The following is a 23,883-nucleotide window of genomic DNA, read 5'->3' as shown; positions in this document are numbered from 1 at the left end:
CTCTTCTCCTTATTAATTTATATCAATGCCTTTTTTTAATGAGTCTTTCGCAAATATAAAATATATACTAGTCATAACTAAAATAGTTATAATATCTAAAATTCCTGTTTTAACTCCTGAAATCTCAATATAATAAAAAGGTATAAATCTATAAATAAATTCTAAAATACTCCAAATTATATTCTCAAAAATCAATATTAAAGCTATTGTTGCAACTATATTTAAAAAATAATTTTTTATATATTTTTTTAACCCTATAAATACAAATAAGCCATCTGCAAATATAAAAATTCCAAAAATAAATGTATCAATTATCAATATTATAAGGCGCATAATATCAAACATTTCTATAAATCCATAGTAGTTTTTAATTGTTAATACTACCTGAATTAAAAATATCAATAAAAATGGGATAACTTTTATAATATATTGCAAAACTTTAGCTAACAAATACTCAGACCCTTTAATTGGTGTAGAAAATAATAAAGCACTTTCTCTAGAAACTCTTCTTGTTCCTTGAAAAAAATAATATATAGGTGATGCTATTAATATAAATATTAATATAACAAAACTAAATACTGTTCCTATTAAACTACCTAAAAAACTTGTGATTATAAGTGTAAAAACTATGTATAACCCAAACCCAATTAAATCCCATACTTTATCTTTTTTAAAACCATACTTTAAAATATTAAATATATTCTTCATACCCTTTACCTCTTAAAAATTTCTTTATATGCACCTTCAATAGATGCTTTATATTTCTCTCTTATATCATCTGCTTCTCCACTTTCAACAATAATCCCATCTTTTATAAAAACTACTTTATCTAAAAGCTTTTCAAGTTCTCCCACATAATGCGTTGTTATAATCATTGAAGCTCCATCTATCATATATTCTATTAACGCATTTACTATTTCGTCTCTTGATAAAATATCAACTCCTGAAATCGGTTCATCTAAAATATATAACTTAGATTTTCTTCCTAAAACTAAACTTAAAGATACTTTTTCTAACATCCCTTTTGAAAGTGATACTAATTTACTATTCCCTTCTATATTCATGAATTTTAAAAGTTCTCTTGCTCTCTTCTCATCAAAATCTGGGAAAAAATCTTTATAAAATCCTATTGAATCTTCAATTTTCATCCAAGGATAAAATTGATTATTTTCTCTTAAAAATGAAACTACTTCTTTTGTTTCTCTTCCCACATTCATTCCATTTACTTTTACTTCACCTGAATCAGGCTGTAACAATCCTGCTATGATATTTAAAATAGTTGTTTTCCCATTTCCATTCGGACCTAATATACCAAGAACTTTTCCTTCTTCTAACTTAAATGACATTCTATTTAATACACTTTTTCCACTAAAAGATTTTGTTACGCCATTAACCTCTAATATATTCTCCATTTTATACCTCCTCATAAAACGTATTACATGCTTCTATAATCTCTTCCTTTGTAAATCCTAATTCCTTTGTATCTTTAATAAATTTTTTTATAATTTCTTTTGAAATGTTTACTCTTAAATTATTTATTATTCCTTTATCTTCAGTAACAAACTTCCCAATACCTCTTTTAGTATAAATAAGACCATCCCCTTCTAACTCTGTATATACTCTCTGTATAGTGTTTGGATTAACTTTTAATTCACTTGCAAACTCCCTAACCGAAAGAAGTTTATACTCTGAAACATATTCCCCTGATATAATCTTTTTTTCTAAATACCTCTTTATTTGAACATATATAGGTTCATTAGTATTAAAATTAATCAAATACATCACCTCTCTTGTATTACTGTATTACTTAAATAGTACACTGTTACATTAATTTGTTAAAACTGTAAAATTTGCTAATAAATTAATTTAATATATTAACTCTTTGATTTTCTCTTAAACCCTTTATTTTACTTAATTTTCCATAAAGTATTTTAAAATTAAAAATTAAAGTGGCACTTAAATATATTTAAGTACCACTTCATTTAACTATTAATTTTAAAATTTATAATATACTTTTAATTTAAATATTAACTTCTATCTCTTTTTGAATATTATCATTTTCTTTATTTAACTTTTTTAAAGAGTTATAAAATATACAGCAAGTTATTATGGCAGATAATAAGTCACTTATAGCTCCAGCCATCCATATTCCATTTAACCCAAATATTCTAGGTAATATAATCATAAATGGTATTAATAATATAACTTGTCTTAAAAGACTTAAAAACATAGATATTTTAGCTTTTCCAACTGATTGAAAATAATTAGAGCTTATTATTTGTAAGCCTATAACTGGTATAAATAAAAGATAAATTCTTAATCCATTCTTAGCAATTTCTAAAAGCTCTGGATCATTATTAAATATTTTTATAAGTAATTGTGGTGCTAATTGAACTACTAGCCATCCTATTGTAACTATTATAGTTGCAGTTATAGCTCCATAAAACACAGTTGTTTTTACTCTATTATACTTTTTAGCACCAAAATTATATCCTATAATAGGCTGTGACCCTTGATTTAATCCAAATATAGGTGTTAAGAATATCATTCCTATACTTTGAACTATAGTCATAGCACCAATTGCTAAATCCCCTCCATAGTGTTTTAGAGAATTATTTGCTATTACTTGTACAATACATGCTGCTATTTGCATACTACAAGGACTAATTCCTATAGAAAATATACTAAGTACAATATATTTTTTTAATTTAAAGTTTTCTTTTTTAATCTTTATTGCGCTTTGCCCTTTTGTAAAATAATATAATATCCATATAGTTGCTACAAATTGAGAAATTACTGTTGCAATAGCTGCTCCTCTAACTCCTAAATTAAATACGAATATTAATATTGGGTCTAAAATTATATTTATTATAGCCCCTATAAGCATAGATAACATTGCTATTTTAGGACTTCCATCACTTCTTATAGAATGATTTAAGCCAAAGCTTAACATACTTACAATAGTTCCTGCAAATATTATCTGCATATATTGTCTAGCATATATCTCAGTACTACTACTAGCTCCAAAAACAACTAAGATTTTATCTAGAAAAGCTAATCCTATAATTGTTATTAATATACTAAAAATTATAATTAAAACAAAGGCATTTCCTATATGTTTCTCCGCTGTCTCTTTATCTCCTTTTCCTAAAAAAATAGATATTCTTGCAGCTGTTCCTATTCCAACTAACATACCAAATGCTAATATTATTGTCATTATAGGCATTGTTATACCTACTCCTGTTATTGCAAGTTTACCCACACCTTCAATATTTCCAATATACATTCTATCAATTATATTGTATAAAGTATTAACTAGCATTCCAATTATAGCTGGAACAGAAAAACTTATAAGAAGTTTCGATACCTTTTCACTCCCAAGCTTATTTTCTTTTGTCATTCCTCATCCCCCTCTTCCTTAAAATCCAATACTAATTATAACAAATATTCATATTTTATTCTAAATTTTTTAATTATTTATATTTAAAATTAATTATTAATTCACCAATAAAATAAAAAAATAAAAGGTATCAATTTTTTTGATACCTTTTATTTTATCTATTTAACACTTTCTCTATCTATTATAGTATGAGGTAATATAAAGTTTGCTTCTTCTAACTCTTGTTTATTTAAAAGTTTTATAAGCATTCTCATAGCAACTGATCCCATATCATAACTTGGTTGAGCTACTGTTGTTAATTTAGGATAGAATATTTCCCCTACATAGTTATTATTAAATCCTAAAACACTTACTTCATCTGGTACAGAAATATTGTGATTTCTAAATCCATTTATAACACCCATTGCTAATTCATCTGTAGCACAAACTACAGCATCAATTTTCTTACCTGATTCTATAAATCTTTCTACTGCTGTTACACCATTTTTAGCTTTTAAGTTTGAAAGATATAATAATTCTTTATCTATTTCTAAATTAGCTTCTTTTAAAGCTTTTTCATATCCTATGTATCTATCATTCCAAGCATTTTTCCCATCTTTTTTTGCTCCTACAAAAGCTATGTTTTTGAAACCTTTATCTAAAAGATACTTAGTTCCTTCATATCCAGCTTTAACGTTATCAATAGTTACACTTGGTAGTTTACCATTCTTATCTTCAGTTTCAACTAAAACAGTTGTTATATCTAGTTCATTAATTAAATCAAGAATTTCTTCTTGAAGCGAACTACTCATATATATAACTCCGTCAACCATTTTCTCTTTTAAAACTCTTAAATATTCTTTTTCTTTTTGAATATCAAAGTCTGAGTTTCCTAAAATTATATTATAATCATAAATGTTTGAAACATCTTCTGCTCCTCTTACTATTTCAGGATAAAACTGGCTTGAAATGTCCGGTATAAGAATTCCTATAGTTTTTGTTCTTTGAGTTTTTAAACTTCTTGCAACGATATTTGGTCTATATCCTAATTTTTTAATTGCATCTAATACTTTCTTTTTAGTATCTTCGTTTACAACGTCTATATCATTTAAAACTCTAGAAACTGTAGCAATTGAAACTCCAGCCTCTCTAGCAACGTCTTTAATAGATGTAGCCATATCTATTTACCTCCTACGACCTTATTAATTTATTTATTATACTCACCTTTAAAATTTAATGCAAGTTTTTACTTTCATTGTTTACACTTTTTACATTTTTTACACACAACAATACATTTATTTTAATATTCTTTCTTATTTTCTATCAAATCATCTCTTAATTTATATTATATATTGAAATTTTTGTAAATCAAAGTGTTTTATCCAAAAATTTAGAGGTCTTAAATTTTAAGACCTCTAAATTAAATTTATTTTACTACTTTAACATTCATGTTTAACTTTTCACCGTTAATTGTTACTTCAGTATAATCTGAATCAGTATTGTAGAATATTTCTTTAGTTAAAGTTTCTTTCTTAATTGTATCTTGGAATTTCTTAATAACTTCGATTAACATATCATTGTCAGCAACAAATAATTCTATGTTATCAGCAACTTCAAATCCTTTTTCTTTTCTCATATTTTGGATTTTTGAAATCATTTCTCTTACATGACCTTCTTCTTTTAACTCATCAGTTATATGAGTATCAAGAACTACTCCTGTATCTCCTTCACCAGCAAATGCAAATCCTTCAAGGCCTTGCATTGTAACAAGTAAACTTTGAGCATTTAATTCAATTTCAGTTCCATCAACATTTATAATTTCAACTTCGCCTCTTTGAATTTTTTGAGCTAAATCCATTTGATTTCTAGCTGCGATTTCTTTTCTTATTCCTGGTATTAACTTACCATAAGCTCTTCCAAGCACAGGTAAATTTGGTTTAATTTCAAAGTTAACATATTTAGATAAGTCTGATCCAAATTCAATTTCTTTAATATTTAACTCATTAGCTATAATATCTCCATAATATTCAGGTAATGAAGATGTTGATACTAAGATTTTTGAAAGTGGCTGTCTATTCTTAACATTAGCTCCATTTCTAGCACTTCTTCCAAGTTTAACAATAGTGTAAGCTAAATCCATTTGCTTTTCTAAATCTTTATCTATTTCTTCTTCATTAGCTTGTGGCCATGGACATAAGTGAATACTTTCTATAGCATTTTCATCCATATTAACTACTAAGTTTTGATAAATTTCTTCTGTTATGAAAGGAACAAATGGTGCTGCGATCTTAGATAAAGTTACAAGAACTTTATTTAAAGTTACATAAGCTCCTATCTTATCATCTGTTAATTCAGCTGACCAGAATCTTGATCTATTTCTTCTTACATACCAATTTGATAATTCATCAGTAAACTCTTCGATAGCTAATGCTGAATTTGTAATTGAGTAATTATCAAGACCTTCTTCCACAGTTTTAATTAATGTATTTAATTTTGATAATATCCATTTATCCATTACATTTTCTGATACGAAATCTGCATATTTATTAGGATTGAATTTATCTAAATCTGCATATAAAACATAGAATGAATATACATTCCATAAAGTTCCTAAGAACTTTCTTCCTGCTTCTGCAACATCATCTATTGAGAATCTAGTTGGTAACCATGGTGCACTTGCAGTATAGAAATGCCATCTTGTAGCATCAGCTCCTTGGCTATCTAATACTTCAAATGGATCTACAACATTACCTTTTGATTTACTCATTTTTAAGCCTTTTTTATCAAGAACATGACCTAAAACTATACAATTTTCAAATGGATTTCTATCAAATATTGCAGTTGAAATCGCAAGTAAAGTATAGAACCATCCTCTAGTTTGGTCAACAGCTTCTGAAATAAATTGTGCTGGATAGTTTTTATCAAATAATTCTTTATTTTCAAATGGATAGTGAAGTTGTGCAAATGGCATTGATCCTGAATCGAACCAACAGTCAATAACTTCATGAGTTCTCTTCATTTCCTTTCCACATTTTTCACAATGTAAATGTACTTTATCTATAAATGGCTTATGAAGTTCAATATCTTCTGGTACATTTATTCCTTTTTGTTTTAACTCTTCAATGCTTCCAATACATTCTCTATGTCCGCATTCACATTCCCAAATTGGAAGTGGAGTTCCCCAATATCTATCTCTTGAGATACCCCAATCAATAACATTTTCAAGGAATTTTCCGAATCTTCCTGATTTAATGTTATCTGGTAACCAATTTATTTTATCATTGTTAGCTAATAATTTATCTCTTAAAGTTGTCATTGCAACAAACCAGCTATCTTTTGGATAATAAAGAAGTGGTGTATTACATCTCCAACAATGTGGATATGAGTGAGTGTGTTTTTCTGCTTTAAATAACTTATTATGTTCTTTTAAATAATCACAAATTTGTTGATCACATTTTTTAACAAACTTACCAGCCCAAGGAGTAACTTCTTCTGTAAAGTTTCCTTCTGTATCAACTAAGTTTATAAATGCCATTCCATTTTTCTTAGCAACAAAGCTATCATCTTCCCCATAAGCTGGAGCTATATGAACTATACCAGTACCATCTGATAATGTTACATAATCACCATGAATAACTTCAAAAGCTTTTCCTTCTGGCTTATGAAATTGTAATAATTGCTCATATTTCATTCCTAAGATTTCTGAACCTTTAAATTCTTTAATTATTTCAGCTTCTTCTCCTAATACTTTTTCAACTAAGTCTTTAGCTAAAATATAAGTTTCATCTTCAAGCTTAGCTTCACAATAAGTATAAGCTTGATTTACACATAAAGCTACGTTTGAAGGTAATGTCCAAGGAGTTGTTGTCCAAGCTAAGAAATATTTATTTTCTTCTCCTACAACTTTGAATTTAGCAATTGCAGTTAAATCTTTTACATCTTTATATCCTTGTGATACTTCGTGTGATGAAAGAGCAGTTCCACATCTTGGGCAATAAGGCATAACTTTATGACCTTTGTATAATAAATCTTTATCCCACATTTGTTTTAAAGCCCACCATACTGATTCTATGTATGGATTATGATAAGTTACATAAGGATTATCCATATCAACCCAATAACCAATTTGATTGGTCATTTTTTCCCACATGTTAACATATGTGAAAACACTATCTTTACATTCATGTACGAATTTTTCAACACCATACTCTTCAATTTGTTCTTTTCCTGAAATTCCAAGTTTTTTTTCAATTTCAAGTTCAACTGGAAGACCATGAGTATCCCAACCTGCTTTTCTTATAACTTTATATCCCTTCATAACTTTATATCTTGGGATAATATCCTTCATAACTCTTGTAAGAATATGTCCTACGTGAGGTTTTCCATTTGCTGTTGGAGGTCCATCATAAAATGTAAAATATTCTCCATCTTGATTCATGTCAAAGCTTTTTTGAATAACGTTTCTTGCTTTCCAAACGTTCTCCATGATTTCTTTTTCCATACCTACAAAACCATTTGTAAGTTCTACTTTTTTATACATGTCAAAACTCCTTCCATAATTAAAATTTATATTTTAAAATTTTTCTATAAAATAAAAAAACCCGCCCTACTAAACAGGACGAGAAAATATACTCGCTAAACCACCCATGGTGAAATATCAATACACTTAAATTCAGTTTTTTCCTGAAAACATATATTGATTTAAATTCAGATACTATCATATCCTATCTCTTAACGCGAGATTACGTGTAAGCTTAATAAGAATTTTCCTTTCAGCCACCAACTCCTAGGTGATTTTCATTGAAATGTATTATACTTTTACACCAGACAAGCACTCTCTTAAAATACAGTAAACAACTACTTTTCCTAATCATTGTCTTTTTAAAAAATATTATATATTACGCATATATAAAAGTCAATTGACTATAATATTATTTAATTTAATATTTTTATAAATTTACTTCAATTACAACACTTTATTATTTTAACTAATAGAAATTATTAATTAGTATTGATTTTTATTTTTTAAAATGATTTAATTAAAGTATCAAATAGATTTTTAAACATTAGATATAAATATTTTACATTAAGGAGGATTTGTGTCTTGGAAAATAATAATATACAAAAAGAAGTCTTAGATAAATTAACTAAAACATGCGTATGTAAAGTAGTTTCTAGAGCCAAAGTTAAAGAAGCAATAAGAAACGGTGCTTTATCATTAGATGAAGTAAAAAAAGCCACTGGTGCTGCAACAGGATGCTGTGGTGGTGCTAGATGTGTATATAAAATACATGCTTTAATTGATGAATACAAGGAAAATGGTGATTTTAAATAAAAATAAACCCGAACTTTTTAAGTTCGGGCTTTTTATTATTTTTAAAACTACTCAATTACATGATTAATCCAAATATAATACTTGCTGAAATTATAAAAATAGCCATTACTCTAATCACTTTTATAGTATTTTTTATTCCAATCCATTTATTAGTTTCTGGAATTCCATATGGAAATCTTATAAGTAATATTCCAAATAAACATCCAAAAGCTATTAATATACCTTTAGATAAAATTTCAAATTTTAATATTGATACAACGATATTTAATACAACATAAATAAAAACTAATCCAAATAATCCTACCAAAAACTTATTCTTATTTTTTTCTACATCATTTAAATATCTAATGAAATCCTTTTTACAATTTTCACAACAAAAATGAAAACTTTCATCCATATCAAGCTCTCTATAATAAATGTTTTTTTCTATCTCATCATTATCTAGCCTTTTACCACACCAAATACATTTCATTTTATCCCCCATAAAGTAATTTTTAAACTAAGTTAGCTGTTTTTATAATAACGCAACATATTCTTCAAATTAATTTTTCTATTATATATTTATTGTTATTATATACCAATTTAAAATAATTTGAGTATAATTTTTATAATAAATAAAAAAATATAATTAAAAAAGGTTTTTCCTCAAAATTGAGAAAAACCTTTTTATCTACGAATTAAAGTACATATATTTGAAAATATATATCTCTTTTTTAACTTATTAATTTTCTTCACAATATTTTTCTATTGCATTAGCAACAGTTTTTGCATGATTTACTGCATGTACTACAGTCTTAGCTCCTGTAACAACATCTCCTGAAGCAAAAACACCTTTTTTAGTTGTTCTTCCTTCTTCATCAGTTACTACAAGACCCCATTTATTTGTCTCTAACTCTTTATCTCTTGAAGCTATTGTATTTCTTGGCTCTTGGCTTATAGCTATTATGGTAGTATCACATTTTATGAAAGATTCTTCATCTAACATTTTAGTTTGTATCTTTCCATCTACTTCGATATTTTCTGTTTTTACAACTTTTATTCCATCTTCAAGGATTTCTATAGGTGCTTTAAATAAATCAAATTCTACACCATCTTCTTTTGCTTCTTCAATTTCTTTATTAGTTGCTGTCATTTGTTCAAAGCCTTTTCTATAAACAACATAAACATGCTCTGCTCCACTTCTCTTAGCAACTCTAGCTGCATCCATAGCAACATTTCCTGCTCCTATAACACAAACTGTTTTTCCTAAATTATAAACTTCTGGTGCTTTTAAATAATCTATCGCATAATGAACATTTCCTAATGTTTCACCTTTTATATTTAATTTCTTAGCATTCCACACTCCAGTTCCAATAAAAACAGCTTTATATGCATCTTCTATAAGTCTATCAAGCGTTATAACTGGTCCTATCATTATGTTAGGTCTTATTTGTACTCCTAATTGAACTAATTTATTTGAAATACTATCAATCATTGAATTTGGTAATCTATATTCCGGTATACCATATCTTAAAACCCCACCTATTTTTTCATGAGCTTCAAATATAGTAACTTTAAATCCTTTTTGTGCAAGAATAAATGCTATTGTTATTCCAGCTGGGCCTCCACCTACTATAGCAATTCTATCTCTATTACCTTGTCCTTTTTTTAAATTTAAAGTTTCTAAATATTTTCCTGACACTTCTTCTTCTATTTCATAGAAATGTATTGGTTCTCCTTTTATACCTCTTATACAACTTCCAGCACATTGTTCCTCATGAGGGCAAACTATTGCACATACTGCTGATAATGGGTTATTTTCAAATAGCATTTTTCCTGCTTCCTCAAACTTATCTTCTCTATATAAGCTTATTACTTCAGGAATTGATGTATTTATAGGACATGCTTCTTTACATCTTGGCTTTTTGCATAATAAACATCTATTAGCCTCTTCTGTCAAAAATAAACTTTTCATCCTTTTATCCTCCATGTTATTTATTCTCTTTGTAAATACATTATATATCTTATGTCAAATCTTATTCTAGTCTTAAATTTTAATTTTTTACCTTGTCTATGGATTTTTAATTTATAACTTTATGTTATAATCGTAAAAGAATTATTTTGAAGGGAGCTAATTTGATGGCTAGTAAATTCTATCTTGAAAAATTAAGTAAAAAAGCTAAAGCAGAACAAGGAAGACCTTGGATTTATACAGATGAAATTAAAGAATACGAAGGAGAATATAAAAACGGAGATATAGTTGAAGTTTATAATCATAAACATTACTTTATAGGTAAAGGGTACATAAATGATGCTAGTAAAATAGCAATAAGAATTATGACTAGAGATATAAATGAAGAAATAGATAAAGAATTCTTTAGAAGAAAATTTAAGGCAGCATGGGAATATAGAAAAACTGTTATAGATACTTCTTCTTGCAGATTAATATTTGGAGAAGCTGACTTTTTACCTGGATTAACAGTTGATAAATTTGAAGACTATTATGTTATTCAAATATCAACTTTAGGAATGGATCAATTTAGAGATATAATTGTTCAAGTTCTTGTAGAAGACTTTGGAGCTAAAGGAGTTTATGAAAGAAGTGATATTAAAACTCGTGAAATAGAAGGTTTAGAGCAAACTAAAGGATTTTTAACAGAAGAATTTGATACAAATGTTCAAATAATAGAAAATGGTGTTAAATATATAGTTGATTTAGAAAATGGTCAAAAAACAGGATTCTTCTTAGACCAAAAAGAAAACAGAGCTGCAATCCACAGAATTTGTAAAGATAAAGAAGTTTTAGATTGCTTTACTCATACTGGTTCATTTGCACTTAATGCTGGTATTGCAGGAGCAAAATCTGTTCTTGGAATAGATGTATCACAACATGCAGTTGATTGTGCAACTAGAAATGCTGAACTAAATAATCTTCAAGATACTGTTAAGTTTGAATGCCATAATGCTTTTGATGTACTTGCTGATTGGTCAAGAGAAGGCAGAAAATTTGATGTTGTTATACTTGATCCTCCTGCTTTTACAAAATCAAGAGGAACAATAAATGGAGCTAAGAGAGGTTATAAAGAAATAAATCTTAGAGGAATAAAAATGGTTAAAGAGGGTGGATATTTTGTAACATGTTCATGTTCTCATTATATGGCTGAAGATCTTTTAAGAAAAACTATAGCTGAAGCTGCACATGATGCACATAGAAGTCTTAGACAAATTGAATTTAGAACTCAATCTTGTGACCACCCAATTTTATGGAATTCTGATGAATCTTATTACTTAAAATTCTTCGTTTTCCAAGTAGTTTAATATAAAATTTATAGAGGTATTAAATTCCAAAGTTAGATTTAAATAATTTATATAGTTTTAGTAAATACTATTTCATGATAACTTATTTAGGAGGTATATTATGAAATCATTAAAAAATACTAGAACTGCTGAAAATTTAATGAAAGCATTTGCTGGTGAAGCTCAAGCTAGAAATAGATATACTTATTTTGCTAGTAAGGCTAATAAAGAAAATTATCCTCAAATTGAAGAAATTTTTTTAGAAACTGCTGATAATGAAGCTGCACACGCAAAAAGATTTTACAAGTTTCTTGAAAAAGATTTTCAAGGAGCACAACTAAAAGTAGAAGCTGACTATCCTGTAGAAATACCAGAAACTACAGAAATAAACTTACGTTTTGCTGCTGATGGAGAACATAATGAAAACTCAAATCTTTATCCAGTTTTTGCAGATATAGCAGATGAAGAAGGCTTTCCTGAAATAGCTACTTGCTTTAGAATGATTGCCAAAGCCGAAGTTGCTCATGAAAATAGGTTTAGAAAACTTGCCGATAATATAAAAAATGGTACTGTATTTAAAAAAGATGATAAAGAAACTCTTTGGAAATGTGGTATCTGTGGATTTATATATGAAGGTCCTGAAGCTCCTAAAGCTTGTCCTTCTTGTAAACACCCACAAAAATTCTTTGAAGTATTTAAAGAAACTTATTAAAAAATAAATGGATGTAATTTTGATATTACATCCATTTATTTTTTTATTCTACAATTATATGATTATCTTTATATTCTGGCACTAAATTTGTAAACCCTTTTTTCATTGCATATTCAACATCAGGCATTAAATCTAATTCTTTCATTCTTCCATAATGCTTTGCTTTAGAAATAAAACTTTCTAAATCTTTATTTTGCTCATAAATGTATTGCGCAGTCTTACTTATATCAGTAAGTTCTATTTTATTTGTTATCTTACTTATCTCATCTATTATATATCCTGTGCATATGAAATCATCCATAGTAAATTCACCATTAGTACCAGAGTTTAATATTATTATATCTTCATTTATTTTAGCTAATTTTTCTGCAACAGATTTCCCATTTAATACACATCCAACAAATATTCTTTTTGCTCCTAAAGATTTTGTTAAAGCTTTTGTTCCATTACTTGTTGTAATTAAAATAGTTTTTCCTTCAACTACTTCTTTAGTATATTCAAGGGGTGAATTACTTAAATCAAATCCCTCTATTTTTTCAGCATTACGCTCTCCACCTAAAATACAATTTTCTCTACCTATCTCTTTTGCTTTTTCTAACACTTCTTCTACAGTTAAGAATGGTATTACTTCTTTACACCCATTTCCTATAGCTGTTACCATTACTGTTGTAGCTCTTAACATATCTATTACAACAATATTTTTTCCCTTTATATATTCTCTATCTATATATTCTGGTGTTATTATCACATCTATCTTCATTGCATATTACTCCTTATTTTTCAAATCAATATATTCATTAAAATTTATAACTTCCTATATAAATCTTATAAACTTAATATAACTAAATTATATACTAAAATAATTCAATTATAAAAAAGCAACTTAACTTTATAATTTAAAGTTAAGTTGCTTTTTTAATTTACTTAAAGTTTTTTCCTTGATATATATCATTATCTACAAACGCTTTATCTATTGCATTTAAAACTTCCCATTTTTTAAGGCTCCACATAGGTCCTATTAAAAGATCTCTTGGAGCATCTCCAGTTAATCTATGAACAACCATTTCTTCAGGAATCATAGTTATAGCCTTACAAAGAGTATCAATATACTCATCTTGTTCCATAAGTTTTAATCCACCTTTTTCATAAAGACTTACAAGTGGTGTTCCCTCCATAAGGTGAAGTAAATGAAATTTAACCCCTGTAGAACCTGTATGAGCTACAAATTCTACTGTTTTAAGCATATCTTCTTGAGTTTCTCCTGGAAGACCAAATATACAATGAGTTACAAAATCAATTTTTCTCTTTTTTAGTCTTTCAATTGCATCAATATATACAGAAGTATCATATCCTCTATTTATCTTTCTTCCTGTTTTATCTGAAACTGTTTGAAGTCCTATTTCTATCCATACATAAAGTTTTTTATTCATTTCTTCTATTAAGTCTAGGACATCTTCTCCTAAACAATCTGGTCTTGTTGCTATTGCAAGTGCCACAACACCTTCTTGATTAATAGCCTCTTCATATTTTCTTTTAAGTTCTTCTATTGGCGCATATGTATTTGTATAAGCTTGGAAATAAGCGATATATTTACCTTGTTTCCATTTTTTATTCATCATGTCCTTAACATCAATAAATTGTTTTGTTATAGATATTTCTCTATTTCCAGCAAAATCTCCTGATCCTCTTTCACTACAGAAAGTACACCCTCCTTTTGCTACTTTTCCATCTCTATTTGGGCAAGTGAAACCACCATCTAAAGAAATTTTAAACACTTTTTCACCAAATTTTTCTCTTAAAAAATGGTTTAAATTATGATATCTCTTGCCATTCCATTCTTTAGCCATTTTTGCCTCCAATTTATAAATTATTTTCTTATACTATAACACAACTATTAATTACTAACCAACAAATGAATTTTTAATTATAATTTAGCTACTTCTTCTTTTTCTACATCTATTATATATTCTCCTAAAAGATTTTGACTAATGCCATTTACTCCATCTTTCTTTTTAACATTTATTAAAATATTTGATTTTACTGATGCAACATATTCTACACTATATTTATCTAACGGAAATATCTTATCAAGTTTTAAATCTAATAAATCTCCTCCAGGCATAGTATAAATTTTTAAACCTTTTGAATTATTACCTTCTATATATTGAACAATAAGTGCATTAGACTCTTCTGTAAATACAAAATTTGCTATTTTTGTATTAGGTAATATATCGCAATACACTATCTTTTGAGCTAATGGCTTTTCAAGTATTTTTTCTAAATCTCTTGGAGCTATTTGTTGACCTCCTCCTGAAGCAGCAGCTGGTCTTGCATGTTCCATTAAAGCAACAGCAACAAAACAATTTTTACCATCTGTTGTACTAAAAGCTATCTTATTTGAATCAAGACTCATCCCAACAGTCTGATAACTTTGTTTCGGTATCTCTTGTACATCAATCATAGGCTCCTGTCCTTTAGGATATAATATATCTGGTAAATCATTAAGATTAGTTATTTTTTCTTTATAAGATGCCTCGGCATCTATAATATCTAATGAATTTCCATTAGAAGCTACTTGTTGTTTATTAGTACTTTTAATTTCAGATATTTTATAACTTTCTGACTCTTTTTCAACTTTTAATACCCACTTATCTAATGTGCATTTTGCTCCTTCACTTTGAGTTTTTACAACTTTCATTTCCACATATGCACCATCTTTTAACTCTGATATTCTATCTACTGTATATGATACTACACTCATTTCGTTTTTTCCTAAATCTTCTTTTGTTGCAAGTTCTTTTGTTGATATTTCATTTGCACCTTCTATATCTCCTATTTTCATCTTAAACATATATTCTAAAGCTTTTTGTCTTGCCACATCAGAATTAAATATCTTTATATCTCTATTTTCTTTTTGACATCCAAATAAAATTACTACAAAAATTAATAATATGATTATTAAATTTTTCCTCATTTGATTTCCTCCTATCTAAACTATCAAAATTAGTTTTCCTTATAATACCCCTCTTATTCACTATTGTTAGAATATTTCAGTAAATTTACTTATATATTGTTAAGAATACTAATTTTTTTAAAGGAGTTTTTATGCTAAAATATTTTTCTAAAATTTTTCAGATTGCCGCTGTTTTTATTGGAACTATAGTAGGTGCAGGACTAGCTTCAGGTCAAGAAATAACTCATTTCTTCACATCTTTTGGTCCATTAAGTTTTATATTTATAGTTCTGTGCGGGATTTTTTACATTATAATAACCTCAATTATAATTAAGATAAGTAGTCATAAAAATCTCAACTCTTATAGTGATTTTATAAATGTTATAAGCCCAAATTTTTTTGGTAAAATAACTGGTGTAACTATGACTTTTTATCTTATCTCAAGTGCTTCTATAATACTTGCTGGAAGCGGAGCTTTAATTCATCAATTTTCAGGAATTCCTAAGATTGTTGGTACATTTTTAATGATTGCTATTGCAATATTTTTTCTATATCGTGGGACTGAAGGATTAATAGAAATAAATTCTTTTATAGTTCCAACATTAATTTTTACAATAGTTACAATCACAGGTTTATATTTATTCTTATGTATGGATACAATAGACTTCACTCAAATATTAGAAAGTTTTCCTAAAAAAGAAGGCAATTTAGCAATTTCAACTATTCTATACGCAGGATATAATGTTTTTTGTTGTTGTGGTGTTCTAGTTCCGTTATGTACTAGTGTTAAAAACAAAAAAATTATGAAAAAAGGTGTAATTGTTGGCGCTGTAGGCCTTACATTACTATCTTTAATGATTAACTTTTTACTTACTGTAAATGTTCCTTATATTTTTGAATATGAAGTTCCATTGCTTTTTGTTTCTAAAAGATTTGGAACTATAATACAAGCATTATTACTTATAGTTATTCTTATGGAAATGTTCTCTACAGAAGTTTCAGATGTATATTCAATAAGCAGAACTTTAGAACACACTTTTAAAATTCCATTTAAGAAAAGTGTTATTTTAGTTTTATTAATTGCTTTCCCTATTTCTCTTATAGGATTTGGTAAATTAATTTCAACATTATATCCTATCTTTGGAATTTTAAGCTTAATATTTGTTTTTTGTTGTGTGAAATACTATATTAAAAATAAAAATAATTTAAAGTAAAATAAAGCAGTACTTTAGTACTGCTTTATTCCTTATTAATTAAGTTCTGCAATTTTAGTAACTCCAGTATAAATGGCAGAAATCTTATACCAAGTTTTATAATCTACTACACCAGTTTGAGGCAGTCCAAAAATACTTTGGAATACTTTAACTTGCTCTGCTGATTTTGGTCCATATATTCCATCTACTGCTACTTTAGGAATTAAAGGATAGTTAATTGAAATCCTATTTAAAAATTCCTGTGTACTTCTAACTGGATTTCCTTTAGATCCTATTGTTAAAGAAAAACCTGGATATGATTGAGGACTTCCTTTAACTTCAGGTGCAGTAGTAAGTTCAATATTACTTCCATAATAATATTTTAAAATATCTACAGCATTTCTACCTTGATCCCCTAAATATTTACTTCCCCATTGACTAAGCCAATTTGGGCATGTAACTGTTGTTCCATTACAGTACTGTGAAAAAAGTGGTTGTTTTCTGCCTATTCTCTTTATATAAGTTGAAAATATCTCATCAACAATAACATTAATATTATCATATGTGTTTCTTCCATAAGAAAAGGCTTGGTCAAATGCAGTTGAATTAGTTATATCAAAATTATATCCTCTTGACCTATACCATTCTGTATATATTCTATTTAACGTAAATGATATTATACAAAAAATATTTGCCTCTAATGCGCTTCTTGGCCAAGTTGAATAAATTTCACTTGAAGCTACATTTTTTATATAATCTCTGTATAAAATTGTATGATTTCTTCCTGAAGAAGCTGGCGCACCTTCATGTACTGTAATAAACTCTGGAACTACTGGATTTGGAAGAACAACTCCACTAGAAGGTGGTGGTAGTGGTTTAGTTTCTTCTTCTGGAATTTTATTTGGAAAATCTCCATTAAGTCTATTCGGTTGTACTGTTATTACTTCTGGCCTAACACTTATTTTTTCCTCTTCTTCTAAATGAGCTGGTTGATATGCAGTTTCATCAGCAAATACCTGACATCCATCAATAACAAAATCTCTAAAACCTTCTTTTTCAATTCTTATATTGTATAAACTATATGGATTTTCACCAGATGGAGATTCCGAATTAGCTCTTGGTGGTGCATCTAATTCTATAGTTTCAGTTAAACCAGAAGAATCTGTTTGCAATATTACTTCAGTTACTCTCTTAGAACGTTTCCTTTGTAAACCTGTTTGATCTACAGCTGTTATAGTAGCCTTGCAACCATCTATTGGTATAAAATTTCGATATTGAAAACACTGAATTCTTAATCTTCCTTTTTCAGCCATAATATAACTCCTTAATATTTCTCTTATAATCAATCTATTCCAATTTAAATTATTTGTTCTTTAATTCTTTAGTTTTCTAACAAATAATCCATTAACGTCATATTCTTGATAGTTGCCTCTTGTAGCACTTGCTCTCATGCTATCAAAAACACCTTTAAGATCTAGCATTCCATATCCCCATTCTCTATTAGGATATATATCTCCTTCTCTCATTTTAGCTCCTCTTATAATGTAAGCTTTCATCTTTACAGAATACATAGTAGGATCATTATCATCTACAATTCCCCATTGCATTAATAAAGCACAACATCCTGCTAAAACTGCTCCTGCAACTGATGAACCACTGGATATTTGAGTTCCTCCTCCTGGTGTAATTGTTAATGCATCAACTCCTCCAGCAGCTATATCTGGCTTTATTCTACCATCTCTAGTAAATCCTCTTCCTGATTTACCAACAGTAGCCGTATTATTTTGATTATAATATGCAGCAACAATAGTACTATTTGCTGTGGATGGCATATTTAGTGTTATATATTGGCTTGAATTTAAAAATTTTGTTCCTGGAGATATAAGCTGTCTTTGAGGCAACCAAGCATTATATCTTCCATCAATAATATAATCACCTATTAATCTAAACTGCCAAATTCCTTCTTTCAAATCTTTAATTTTAATTCTTATAGCTTCATCTCCTGTTATCTCCTCAGGTATTAAATATTGCACATACATTGTAGTCTTTTCAAAAACAAATCTTATCTCTTCTATTTGATGTAACCTAGCTGGTATTTTTTCTATTACTTCTCCTGATGGAGATATTATTGATAATGATACTTTATCTGGTTTTCTAAACCAAATTTCAAAATTTAAATTTGTTTGATTTTTATCTGCAACTAACTCTATTGTTTTCATATCTCCATTGCCAGTTAAAGTTCCTTCTGTATGAATATCTGCATCTCCTTCATTTCCAGTACATGTTACAACAACAACTCCTCTTCTTTTAGAGAGATCATCAATATATCTTTCTATAATTGTATGTCCATCATGTGAACCCATTGATGTTCCAAGTGGAATATATAATATTAATGGCATAAGCTTTTGCCTAGCTACTTCAATTATATGCCTTATTCCTAATACAATATCTCCATTTTCATATCTTCCTCTTCCTTCAATTGTAACTCCTGCTTCTGATAAATAACCAGGTGATGCTTCTTTTAACTTAACTATTATAAATTCACAATCTGGTGCTGCTCCTATTAATTCTGGATTTATTCCTCTTGCTCCTACTAGTCCTGCAACCATAGTTCCGTGACCAATTTCATCTTTTGAATTTACTATAGTATAAGGATCTCCTCCACTAAGACTTAATTTTATAGCTTCATTTATCTCATTTTCTTCAAATACTCTTCCATAATCATGCCAAGTTACTGGATTTCCAGATACAGTTTGATCCCATAAAGAAACAATTCTAGTAGTATCATCTTCTCTCATAAATTCTTTATTTAAATAATCAATTCCACTATCAATTATTCCTACTAATACTCCTCTACCTGTCAAAGAAAGATATGGGTTATTATGAAATAAATTAGCTCCAGATGCTTCTACTGGAGATAATAAATTCAAAGTGTATACTGGTGATGATTCAACATAAACTATTTCATTTACATTTTTTAATATTTCAACTAGAACATTATAGGGCGCTTCTATAACAGCAGTTCTCTCATCTAATATAATTACATTAGCCTCTGGAAAATTTTTTGCTATTATTGATGCTATATCCCCATAATATTCTACTATTCTTTTTGCTCTATCTATTCTATTTCCTACCATAGGTATATTTAATTCCTCTCTTAAAATTTCTAAAGAATTATATGCACACACAGTTCCATATCCCCATATTGGATTTGGATATATCTCATCTGGTCTATCTCTTTTTGCTCCTCTTACTAAATAATTTTTAAGTCTTTCACCAAATAAAAATTTATCATTTCCTTTTACTATTCCCCATTCCATAAAAAGCGCTACCACTCCAGTCACATGAGGTGTTGCCATAGATGTTCCTGTTTTTGTATCAAATCCACCTGGTGACAAAGACATTATATTTTCTCCTGGTGCTATAAGTTCTGGTTTTATATTTCCATTAGAAGATAATGCACCTCTTCCACTAAAAGGAGAAATATTATTTGTCACATTATTATAACTTCCAACAGATATCACATTACTAACTGTAGCTGGTATTCCTAAAGTATTAAATAAAGTTGGATGTAAAAATTTTGTATTAGGATTTAATCCTTCTGAAATAGGAAGCCAAATATCATATCTTCCTGTATATTTATTTAAACTTTTTATTTTTAAAACCCATGTCCCAGAAATTAATTCCTCTCCCCCTGCAACTAGACTTATTAATATTTCTCCTGTTAAATCAAAAGGTTTAGGTCCTGAAACATAAAAAAGTACTCTATCTCCATCTAACCCAACTTCATTAAAACCTTGCCTTAATGTAAATTCTCCAGTAGTTTTAGCTGCTGGATTTGTAATTTGTATACTAATTCTACTTAAAACACTTAAGAACAATGATAAATTTAAAGATTTTTCTCCTAGTTCAACATTAATATCTATATTTTGTTCTTCTCTTAACTCTCCTCCAACATGATGTGATGCAGCTCCTTCATTTCCTGCTGCTATTACTATAGTTACTCTTTCTAAATCACAAACTGTTTGAATATATTTTTCTAAAAGTGAACTTCCATTATGAGCTCCATCATTAGTACTTAAACTTATATTTATTGCAAGAGGCATATTTAATTCTCTAGATTTATCAACTAAAAATTTAATTCCTCTCATAATCTGTGTACTTATACTAAATCGTCCTCTTGTAGCTTTAACCATTGCAATAGATGATTTAGATGCAACTCCATATCTATCCCTTGGTATATTACCTCCTGCACATGCAATTCCAGCAACATGAGTTCCATGCCCTATCAAATCATAAGTTGGTACTACACTTAAAGGCTCAGGAGCTTTTAGGGCTTCATTTATCTGCTCTTTATTAAAAACTTTCTTAAGATCTAAATCCCAAATATATTCTATTCTAGTTGTTCCATCTTCTTTTTTAAATCCAGGATGATTATAATCAATTCCAGTATCAATAAATCCAACTAAAACTCCTTCTCCATAAGTCGAATAAGTACTTTGAAGTTGATTTACACATATATCTCTATTACTATAAAAATCAGTAGTATATAAAACTTTAGGTAATTCTATATATTGAAATTCTTTTACTTGCATAAGACTATCTAACTTATCCACAGATATATTTATTATTCCATATCCATACCCTAGATTTTCATATGTTCCACCTAAGTTATCCACAATTTGTGATAATTTATCCACATTTTCCCCACTTATACTCACAACTTCTATAGTTTTTTTATCTTCTGACATTACATTGTTACCTAAAAAGTTAAGCTTTTCATTCAAATTCCTATTTTTTAATTCATTATAAAATCTTAATTTAGATTCAAAAATATCTATTGCTATAATAATTCACCTCAAAAAAAGTACTATTAATTCATTCTATGAATCAATAGTACTTTTGATAAAATATTAAGTTATTTTTTTATTTTTATTAAAATTTATTGACTTATTATGCCATTAGTATTATACTTACAATAGTTGGTAAAACAAATTTAATATCGCGGGATGGAGCAGTTGGTAGCTCGTCGGGCTCATAACCCGAAGGTCGTAGGTTCAAGTCCTGCTCCCGCAACCATAAAAAGATTCTAAAAAGAATCTTTTTTTATTTTAAATTTAAATTTTAACTGCTACTATTAAATTACGATTTATTGATTGATCAACTCTATGAATATAATTATTAAATGGTTCTTCATCTAAAACTTTAAATCCATTATTTTCTAAAACTTCTTTTACATCTGCATATTTTAAAGTAAATTCATTAAATGATATACATAATGAGCCTTTAACTTTTAATACGTGATGCCATGATGGTATACAATCTTTTAAAAGTTGTAAGGGACTTCTATCCATGCTTTGTTCTGTAGCACTTTTACTTCCATGCTGAACTCCATATGGTAAATCAGAAACAAGAATATCACATGAATTTTTCTTTATTAAAATCTTCGCATTTCTTGTATCTGAAACAAATAAATTGAAGTTTTGAGTATTATTTTTCATAAACTCTTCTTTTTTACTAGCAGTATCAACTATGAAACATTCTGCAATTTTCTTTCCATTAGCTCCAGATCTTTTTTCTTTTTGAGATTTATGTTTATATTTTCCCATTTTTAAATATCTAATAAGATATGTTTGAATTTCTTGAGCCCATTGTGAATTTATTTCTATTCCAGTTACATCAAATCCTCTAATAAGACCTTCATATAATGTTGTTCCTTTTCCACACATAGGATCTATTAATCTTATTTTTTTGCTTCCTGTTTTACAAGCACTTAATGCTAAGTTAACCATTAATCTAGTAAACTGTTCATTTGTTTTTCCAGTATATTTTAATATTTGAACCATACTTTCTGGGAAACTTCTAAAATCTTCTATAGCTATAGGCTTTAATAATCCTTCTTCAACAACTTCAAAAAGAGCATAGAAAATTGATGCTGTACTTATTCTTTTAAAATCTTCTTGTTGTAACTCCTTCTCAGTTTTAAAACAAATACAAGCTGGAAGACCTAAATCTCCTTCAAATATTTCTTGTATTTCTACTCCATGTGAAGATATTATCGCTTTTAATTCTGAAAATGCAATAGTTAATGCAGTATCAAAATATATACGGTTATGCCCCGGATTTGCTAAAATTGCATATTGCTTCATGTTTTTATCATACCTTTCTAACTTTTATGTAGATTAAATTTTACACTACATAACATTAAATTGACAATAATATTAAAAATTAAATTTTAAACTTTAAGAATCTAGTTTTTGGACTCATACCTGCTTTTATTTGGGTTTTTAATGAGTTGTGATTATATGCCCAACATCCTGATATAGGTTCTTTTCCCATAGTATATGCTAATTCTTTAAGTCTAATTAATATTTCTGTTCCATAGCCTAAGCCTCTATATTTTGAATTAACATACATACCAATATTTTTATGTTCTTCAAATAAAATTCCATTAACAAAATGTCCAAGTCCAATAATATTTTCATTATCAATAGCAAAATAAAATTCTTTTTTAGAAATTCCTTCTTTTAATTTTGGATAATATTCTTCTGATATTTCATTTGCTAATTCAAAATCTTTTTCCTCTAAAAGTCTTAACGTTATTCTCTTTTTATCTATTACTTCTCTTTTGGAATCTATTGAGTAATATGAGTCTTTCTCCATATCTTTATAATTTTCTAGTATTAAACCAAGTAAAGTTTCATCACTAGTAGATACTGAAGCATGTGTAACATATTCTAATTTTTTAACTTCAGAAAATATTTTATCTCCTATATGAAAATATTCTTTATTTAAAGTAAATGACATTATAGTGTTTTTATCATATATAGCACATGATCCAGCGAAGTTATCATCAACCATTATTTTATAAAAATTTGATTGCATGATTCTTTCTTCCCAAAATACATCTATAAATATATTATTTTTCCTATAATATTCTTTTAAATAATCTAAAATATCAATTATATTACAACTCCAAAATCTAATCTTCATTTTATCGCTCCCATTTTACTTTATATAAAAAAAATAGTAGCA

General features: G+C 27.9%; 19 protein-coding genes and 1 tRNA gene. 5 read left to right on the top strand and 15 right to left on the bottom strand.

Translation table 11 applies throughout. The annotated features are described in order from the left end of the window. Nucleotides 1–12: 12 nt before the first annotated feature. The 6 genes from CLTHE_RS11340 to ileS all read right to left on the bottom strand — a co-directional run bounded on the left by CLTHE_RS11340 (nucleotide 13) and on the right by ileS (nucleotide 7,919). Nucleotides 13–708, bottom strand: a complete 696-nt coding sequence (locus CLTHE_RS11340) for a hypothetical protein (RefSeq protein ID WP_080023537.1) — start codon at nucleotides 706–708, stop codon at nucleotides 13–15. Nucleotides 709–713: 5 nt separating this feature from the next. Continuing rightward, entirely contained in the window at nucleotides 714–1,412 is a 699-nt protein-coding gene (locus CLTHE_RS11335; protein ID WP_080023536.1) for an ABC transporter ATP-binding protein, read from the bottom strand. A gap of 1 nt (nucleotide 1,413) precedes the next feature. Then, nucleotides 1,414–1,776 (bottom strand): GntR family transcriptional regulator, encoded by a 363-nt coding sequence (locus CLTHE_RS11330; RefSeq protein ID WP_080023535.1) that lies wholly within the window; start codon nucleotides 1,774–1,776, stop codon nucleotides 1,414–1,416. Between the two features lie 244 nt (nucleotides 1,777–2,020). After that, nucleotides 2,021–3,400 carry an MATE family efflux transporter gene (locus CLTHE_RS11325; RefSeq protein ID WP_080023534.1) on the bottom strand — a complete coding sequence of 460 codons (1,380 nt, stop codon included), beginning with the start codon at nucleotides 3,398–3,400 and terminating at the stop codon, nucleotides 2,021–2,023. 158 nt (nucleotides 3,401–3,558) lie between these two features. Next, on the bottom strand, nucleotides 3,559–4,557 hold the full coding sequence (locus CLTHE_RS11320) for a LacI family DNA-binding transcriptional regulator (RefSeq protein WP_080023533.1): 999 nt from the start codon (nucleotides 4,555–4,557) through the stop codon (nucleotides 3,559–3,561). Nucleotides 4,558–4,805: 248 nt separating this feature from the next. After that, entirely contained in the window at nucleotides 4,806–7,919 is a 3,114-nt protein-coding gene (ileS, locus tag CLTHE_RS11315) for an isoleucine--tRNA ligase (protein WP_080023532.1), read from the bottom strand. Nucleotides 7,920–8,483: 564 nt separating this feature from the next. On the opposite strand from ileS, the gene CLTHE_RS11310 reads away from it, so the two are divergent. Further along, the gene (locus CLTHE_RS11310) at nucleotides 8,484–8,714 is read left to right on the top strand and encodes a (2Fe-2S)-binding protein (RefSeq protein WP_080023531.1); all 231 of its coding nucleotides are present in this window, start codon (nucleotides 8,484–8,486) and stop codon (nucleotides 8,712–8,714) included. A gap of 55 nt (nucleotides 8,715–8,769) precedes the next feature. On the opposite strand, the gene CLTHE_RS11305 is transcribed toward CLTHE_RS11310, so the two are convergent. Together CLTHE_RS11305 and CLTHE_RS11300 are read right to left on the bottom strand one after the other, a co-directional pair. Then, nucleotides 8,770–9,186, bottom strand: a complete 417-nt coding sequence (locus CLTHE_RS11305) for a hypothetical protein (protein ID WP_080023530.1) — start codon at nucleotides 9,184–9,186, stop codon at nucleotides 8,770–8,772. Between the two features lie 249 nt (nucleotides 9,187–9,435). Beyond that, the gene (locus CLTHE_RS11300; RefSeq protein WP_143324072.1) at nucleotides 9,436–10,668 is read right to left on the bottom strand and encodes an NAD(P)-dependent oxidoreductase; all 1,233 of its coding nucleotides are present in this window, start codon (nucleotides 10,666–10,668) and stop codon (nucleotides 9,436–9,438) included. Between the two features lie 164 nt (nucleotides 10,669–10,832). Between CLTHE_RS11300 and CLTHE_RS11295 the strand changes: the two genes are divergently transcribed. Beyond that, nucleotides 10,833–12,011, top strand: a complete 1,179-nt coding sequence (locus tag CLTHE_RS11295; RefSeq protein ID WP_080023528.1) for a class I SAM-dependent rRNA methyltransferase — start codon at nucleotides 10,833–10,835, stop codon at nucleotides 12,009–12,011. A 100-nt stretch (nucleotides 12,012–12,111) separates the two neighbouring features. Beyond that, a complete protein-coding gene (rbr, locus tag CLTHE_RS11290) occupies nucleotides 12,112–12,702 on the top strand; it encodes a rubrerythrin (RefSeq protein ID WP_080023527.1) in 591 nt (196 codons plus the stop codon). A gap of 43 nt (nucleotides 12,703–12,745) precedes the next feature. Here the strand turns inward: rbr and CLTHE_RS11285 are convergent, their stop codons facing one another. The 3 genes from CLTHE_RS11285 to CLTHE_RS11275 form a co-directional block, all read right to left on the bottom strand. Beyond that, nucleotides 12,746–13,462, bottom strand: coding sequence for a 2-phosphosulfolactate phosphatase family protein (locus CLTHE_RS11285; protein ID WP_080023526.1), 717 nt, complete (start codon nucleotides 13,460–13,462; stop codon nucleotides 12,746–12,748). Nucleotides 13,463–13,622: 160 nt separating this feature from the next. Continuing rightward, nucleotides 13,623–14,549 (bottom strand): tRNA modification radical SAM protein MnmL/YtqA, encoded by a 927-nt coding sequence (mnmL, locus tag CLTHE_RS11280; RefSeq protein WP_080023525.1) that lies wholly within the window; start codon nucleotides 14,547–14,549, stop codon nucleotides 13,623–13,625. A 77-nt stretch (nucleotides 14,550–14,626) separates the two neighbouring features. After that, the gene (locus CLTHE_RS11275) at nucleotides 14,627–15,676 is read right to left on the bottom strand and encodes a hypothetical protein (RefSeq protein ID WP_080023524.1); all 1,050 of its coding nucleotides are present in this window, start codon (nucleotides 15,674–15,676) and stop codon (nucleotides 14,627–14,629) included. A 131-nt stretch (nucleotides 15,677–15,807) separates the two neighbouring features. Here CLTHE_RS11275 and CLTHE_RS11270 point away from each other — a divergent pair, with 131 nt between their 5' ends. After that, complete coding sequence (locus tag CLTHE_RS11270; protein ID WP_080023523.1) at nucleotides 15,808–16,869, top strand: YkvI family membrane protein; 1,062 nt, start codon at nucleotides 15,808–15,810, stop codon at nucleotides 16,867–16,869. Nucleotides 16,870–16,904: 35 nt separating this feature from the next. On the opposite strand, the gene CLTHE_RS11265 is transcribed toward CLTHE_RS11270, so the two are convergent. Further along, complete coding sequence (locus CLTHE_RS11265; protein WP_080023522.1) at nucleotides 16,905–18,161, bottom strand: peptidoglycan-binding protein; 1,257 nt, start codon at nucleotides 18,159–18,161, stop codon at nucleotides 16,905–16,907. 60 nt (nucleotides 18,162–18,221) lie between these two features. Then, the gene (locus CLTHE_RS11260; protein ID WP_080023521.1) at nucleotides 18,222–21,635 is read right to left on the bottom strand and encodes a S8 family serine peptidase; all 3,414 of its coding nucleotides are present in this window, start codon (nucleotides 21,633–21,635) and stop codon (nucleotides 18,222–18,224) included. A gap of 216 nt (nucleotides 21,636–21,851) precedes the next feature. On the opposite strand from CLTHE_RS11260, the gene CLTHE_RS11255 reads away from it, so the two are divergent. Beyond that, a tRNA-Met gene (locus CLTHE_RS11255) sits at nucleotides 21,852–21,927 on the top strand. 38 nt (nucleotides 21,928–21,965) lie between these two features. Here CLTHE_RS11255 and CLTHE_RS11250 read toward each other — a convergent pair. Together CLTHE_RS11250 and CLTHE_RS11245 are read right to left on the bottom strand one after the other, a co-directional pair. After that, entirely contained in the window at nucleotides 21,966–22,997 is a 1,032-nt protein-coding gene (locus tag CLTHE_RS11250) for a TRM11 family SAM-dependent methyltransferase (RefSeq protein WP_080023520.1), read from the bottom strand. Between the two features lie 79 nt (nucleotides 22,998–23,076). Then, nucleotides 23,077–23,841: a GNAT family N-acetyltransferase gene (locus CLTHE_RS11245; RefSeq protein WP_080023519.1), complete on the bottom strand. Its 765-nt coding sequence runs from the start codon at nucleotides 23,839–23,841 to the stop codon at nucleotides 23,077–23,079. Nucleotides 23,842–23,883: the final 42 nt, after the last annotated feature.

It is taken from the genome of Clostridium thermobutyricum DSM 4928 (genome assembly GCF_002050515.1).
GTDB lineage: Bacteria > Bacillota > Clostridia > Clostridiales > Clostridiaceae > Clostridium > Clostridium thermobutyricum.
Note: the sequence above shows the minus strand (reverse complement) of the source record. Positions and strands in the feature narration are given on the sequence as shown.

Excerpts from the sequence above, each read along its gene's own strand:
- CLTHE_RS11340 (WP_080023537.1), bottom strand. The coding sequence starts at position 708 with ATGAAGAATATATTTAATATTTTAAAGTATGGTTTTAAAAAAGATAAA.
- CLTHE_RS11335 (WP_080023536.1), bottom strand. The coding sequence starts at position 1,412 with ATGGAGAATATATTAGAGGTTAATGGCGTAACAAAATCTTTTAGTGGA.
- CLTHE_RS11325 (WP_080023534.1), bottom strand. The coding sequence starts at position 3,400 with ATGACAAAAGAAAATAAGCTTGGGAGTGAAAAGGTATCGAAACTTCTT.
- CLTHE_RS11320 (WP_080023533.1), bottom strand. The coding sequence starts at position 4,557 with ATGGCTACATCTATTAAAGACGTTGCTAGAGAGGCTGGAGTTTCAATT.
- ileS (WP_080023532.1), bottom strand. The coding sequence starts at position 7,919 with ATGTATAAAAAAGTAGAACTTACAAATGGTTTTGTAGGTATGGAAAAA.
- CLTHE_RS11305 (WP_080023530.1), bottom strand. The coding sequence starts at position 9,186 with ATGAAATGTATTTGGTGTGGTAAAAGGCTAGATAATGATGAGATAGAA.
- CLTHE_RS11300 (WP_143324072.1), bottom strand. The coding sequence starts at position 10,668 with ATGAAAAGTTTATTTTTGACAGAAGAGGCTAATAGATGTTTATTATGC.
- CLTHE_RS11295 (WP_080023528.1), top strand. The coding sequence starts at position 10,833 with ATGGCTAGTAAATTCTATCTTGAAAAATTAAGTAAAAAAGCTAAAGCA.
- rbr (WP_080023527.1), top strand. The coding sequence starts at position 12,112 with ATGAAATCATTAAAAAATACTAGAACTGCTGAAAATTTAATGAAAGCA.
- CLTHE_RS11285 (WP_080023526.1), bottom strand. The coding sequence starts at position 13,462 with ATGAAGATAGATGTGATAATAACACCAGAATATATAGATAGAGAATAT.
- mnmL (WP_080023525.1), bottom strand. The coding sequence starts at position 14,549 with ATGGCTAAAGAATGGAATGGCAAGAGATATCATAATTTAAACCATTTT.
- CLTHE_RS11275 (WP_080023524.1), bottom strand. The coding sequence starts at position 15,676 with ATGAGGAAAAATTTAATAATCATATTATTAATTTTTGTAGTAATTTTA.
- CLTHE_RS11270 (WP_080023523.1), top strand. The coding sequence starts at position 15,808 with ATGCTAAAATATTTTTCTAAAATTTTTCAGATTGCCGCTGTTTTTATT.
- CLTHE_RS11265 (WP_080023522.1), bottom strand. The coding sequence starts at position 18,161 with ATGGCTGAAAAAGGAAGATTAAGAATTCAGTGTTTTCAATATCGAAAT.
- CLTHE_RS11250 (WP_080023520.1), bottom strand. The coding sequence starts at position 22,997 with ATGAAGCAATATGCAATTTTAGCAAATCCGGGGCATAACCGTATATAT.
- CLTHE_RS11245 (WP_080023519.1), bottom strand. The coding sequence starts at position 23,841 with ATGAAGATTAGATTTTGGAGTTGTAATATAATTGATATTTTAGATTAT.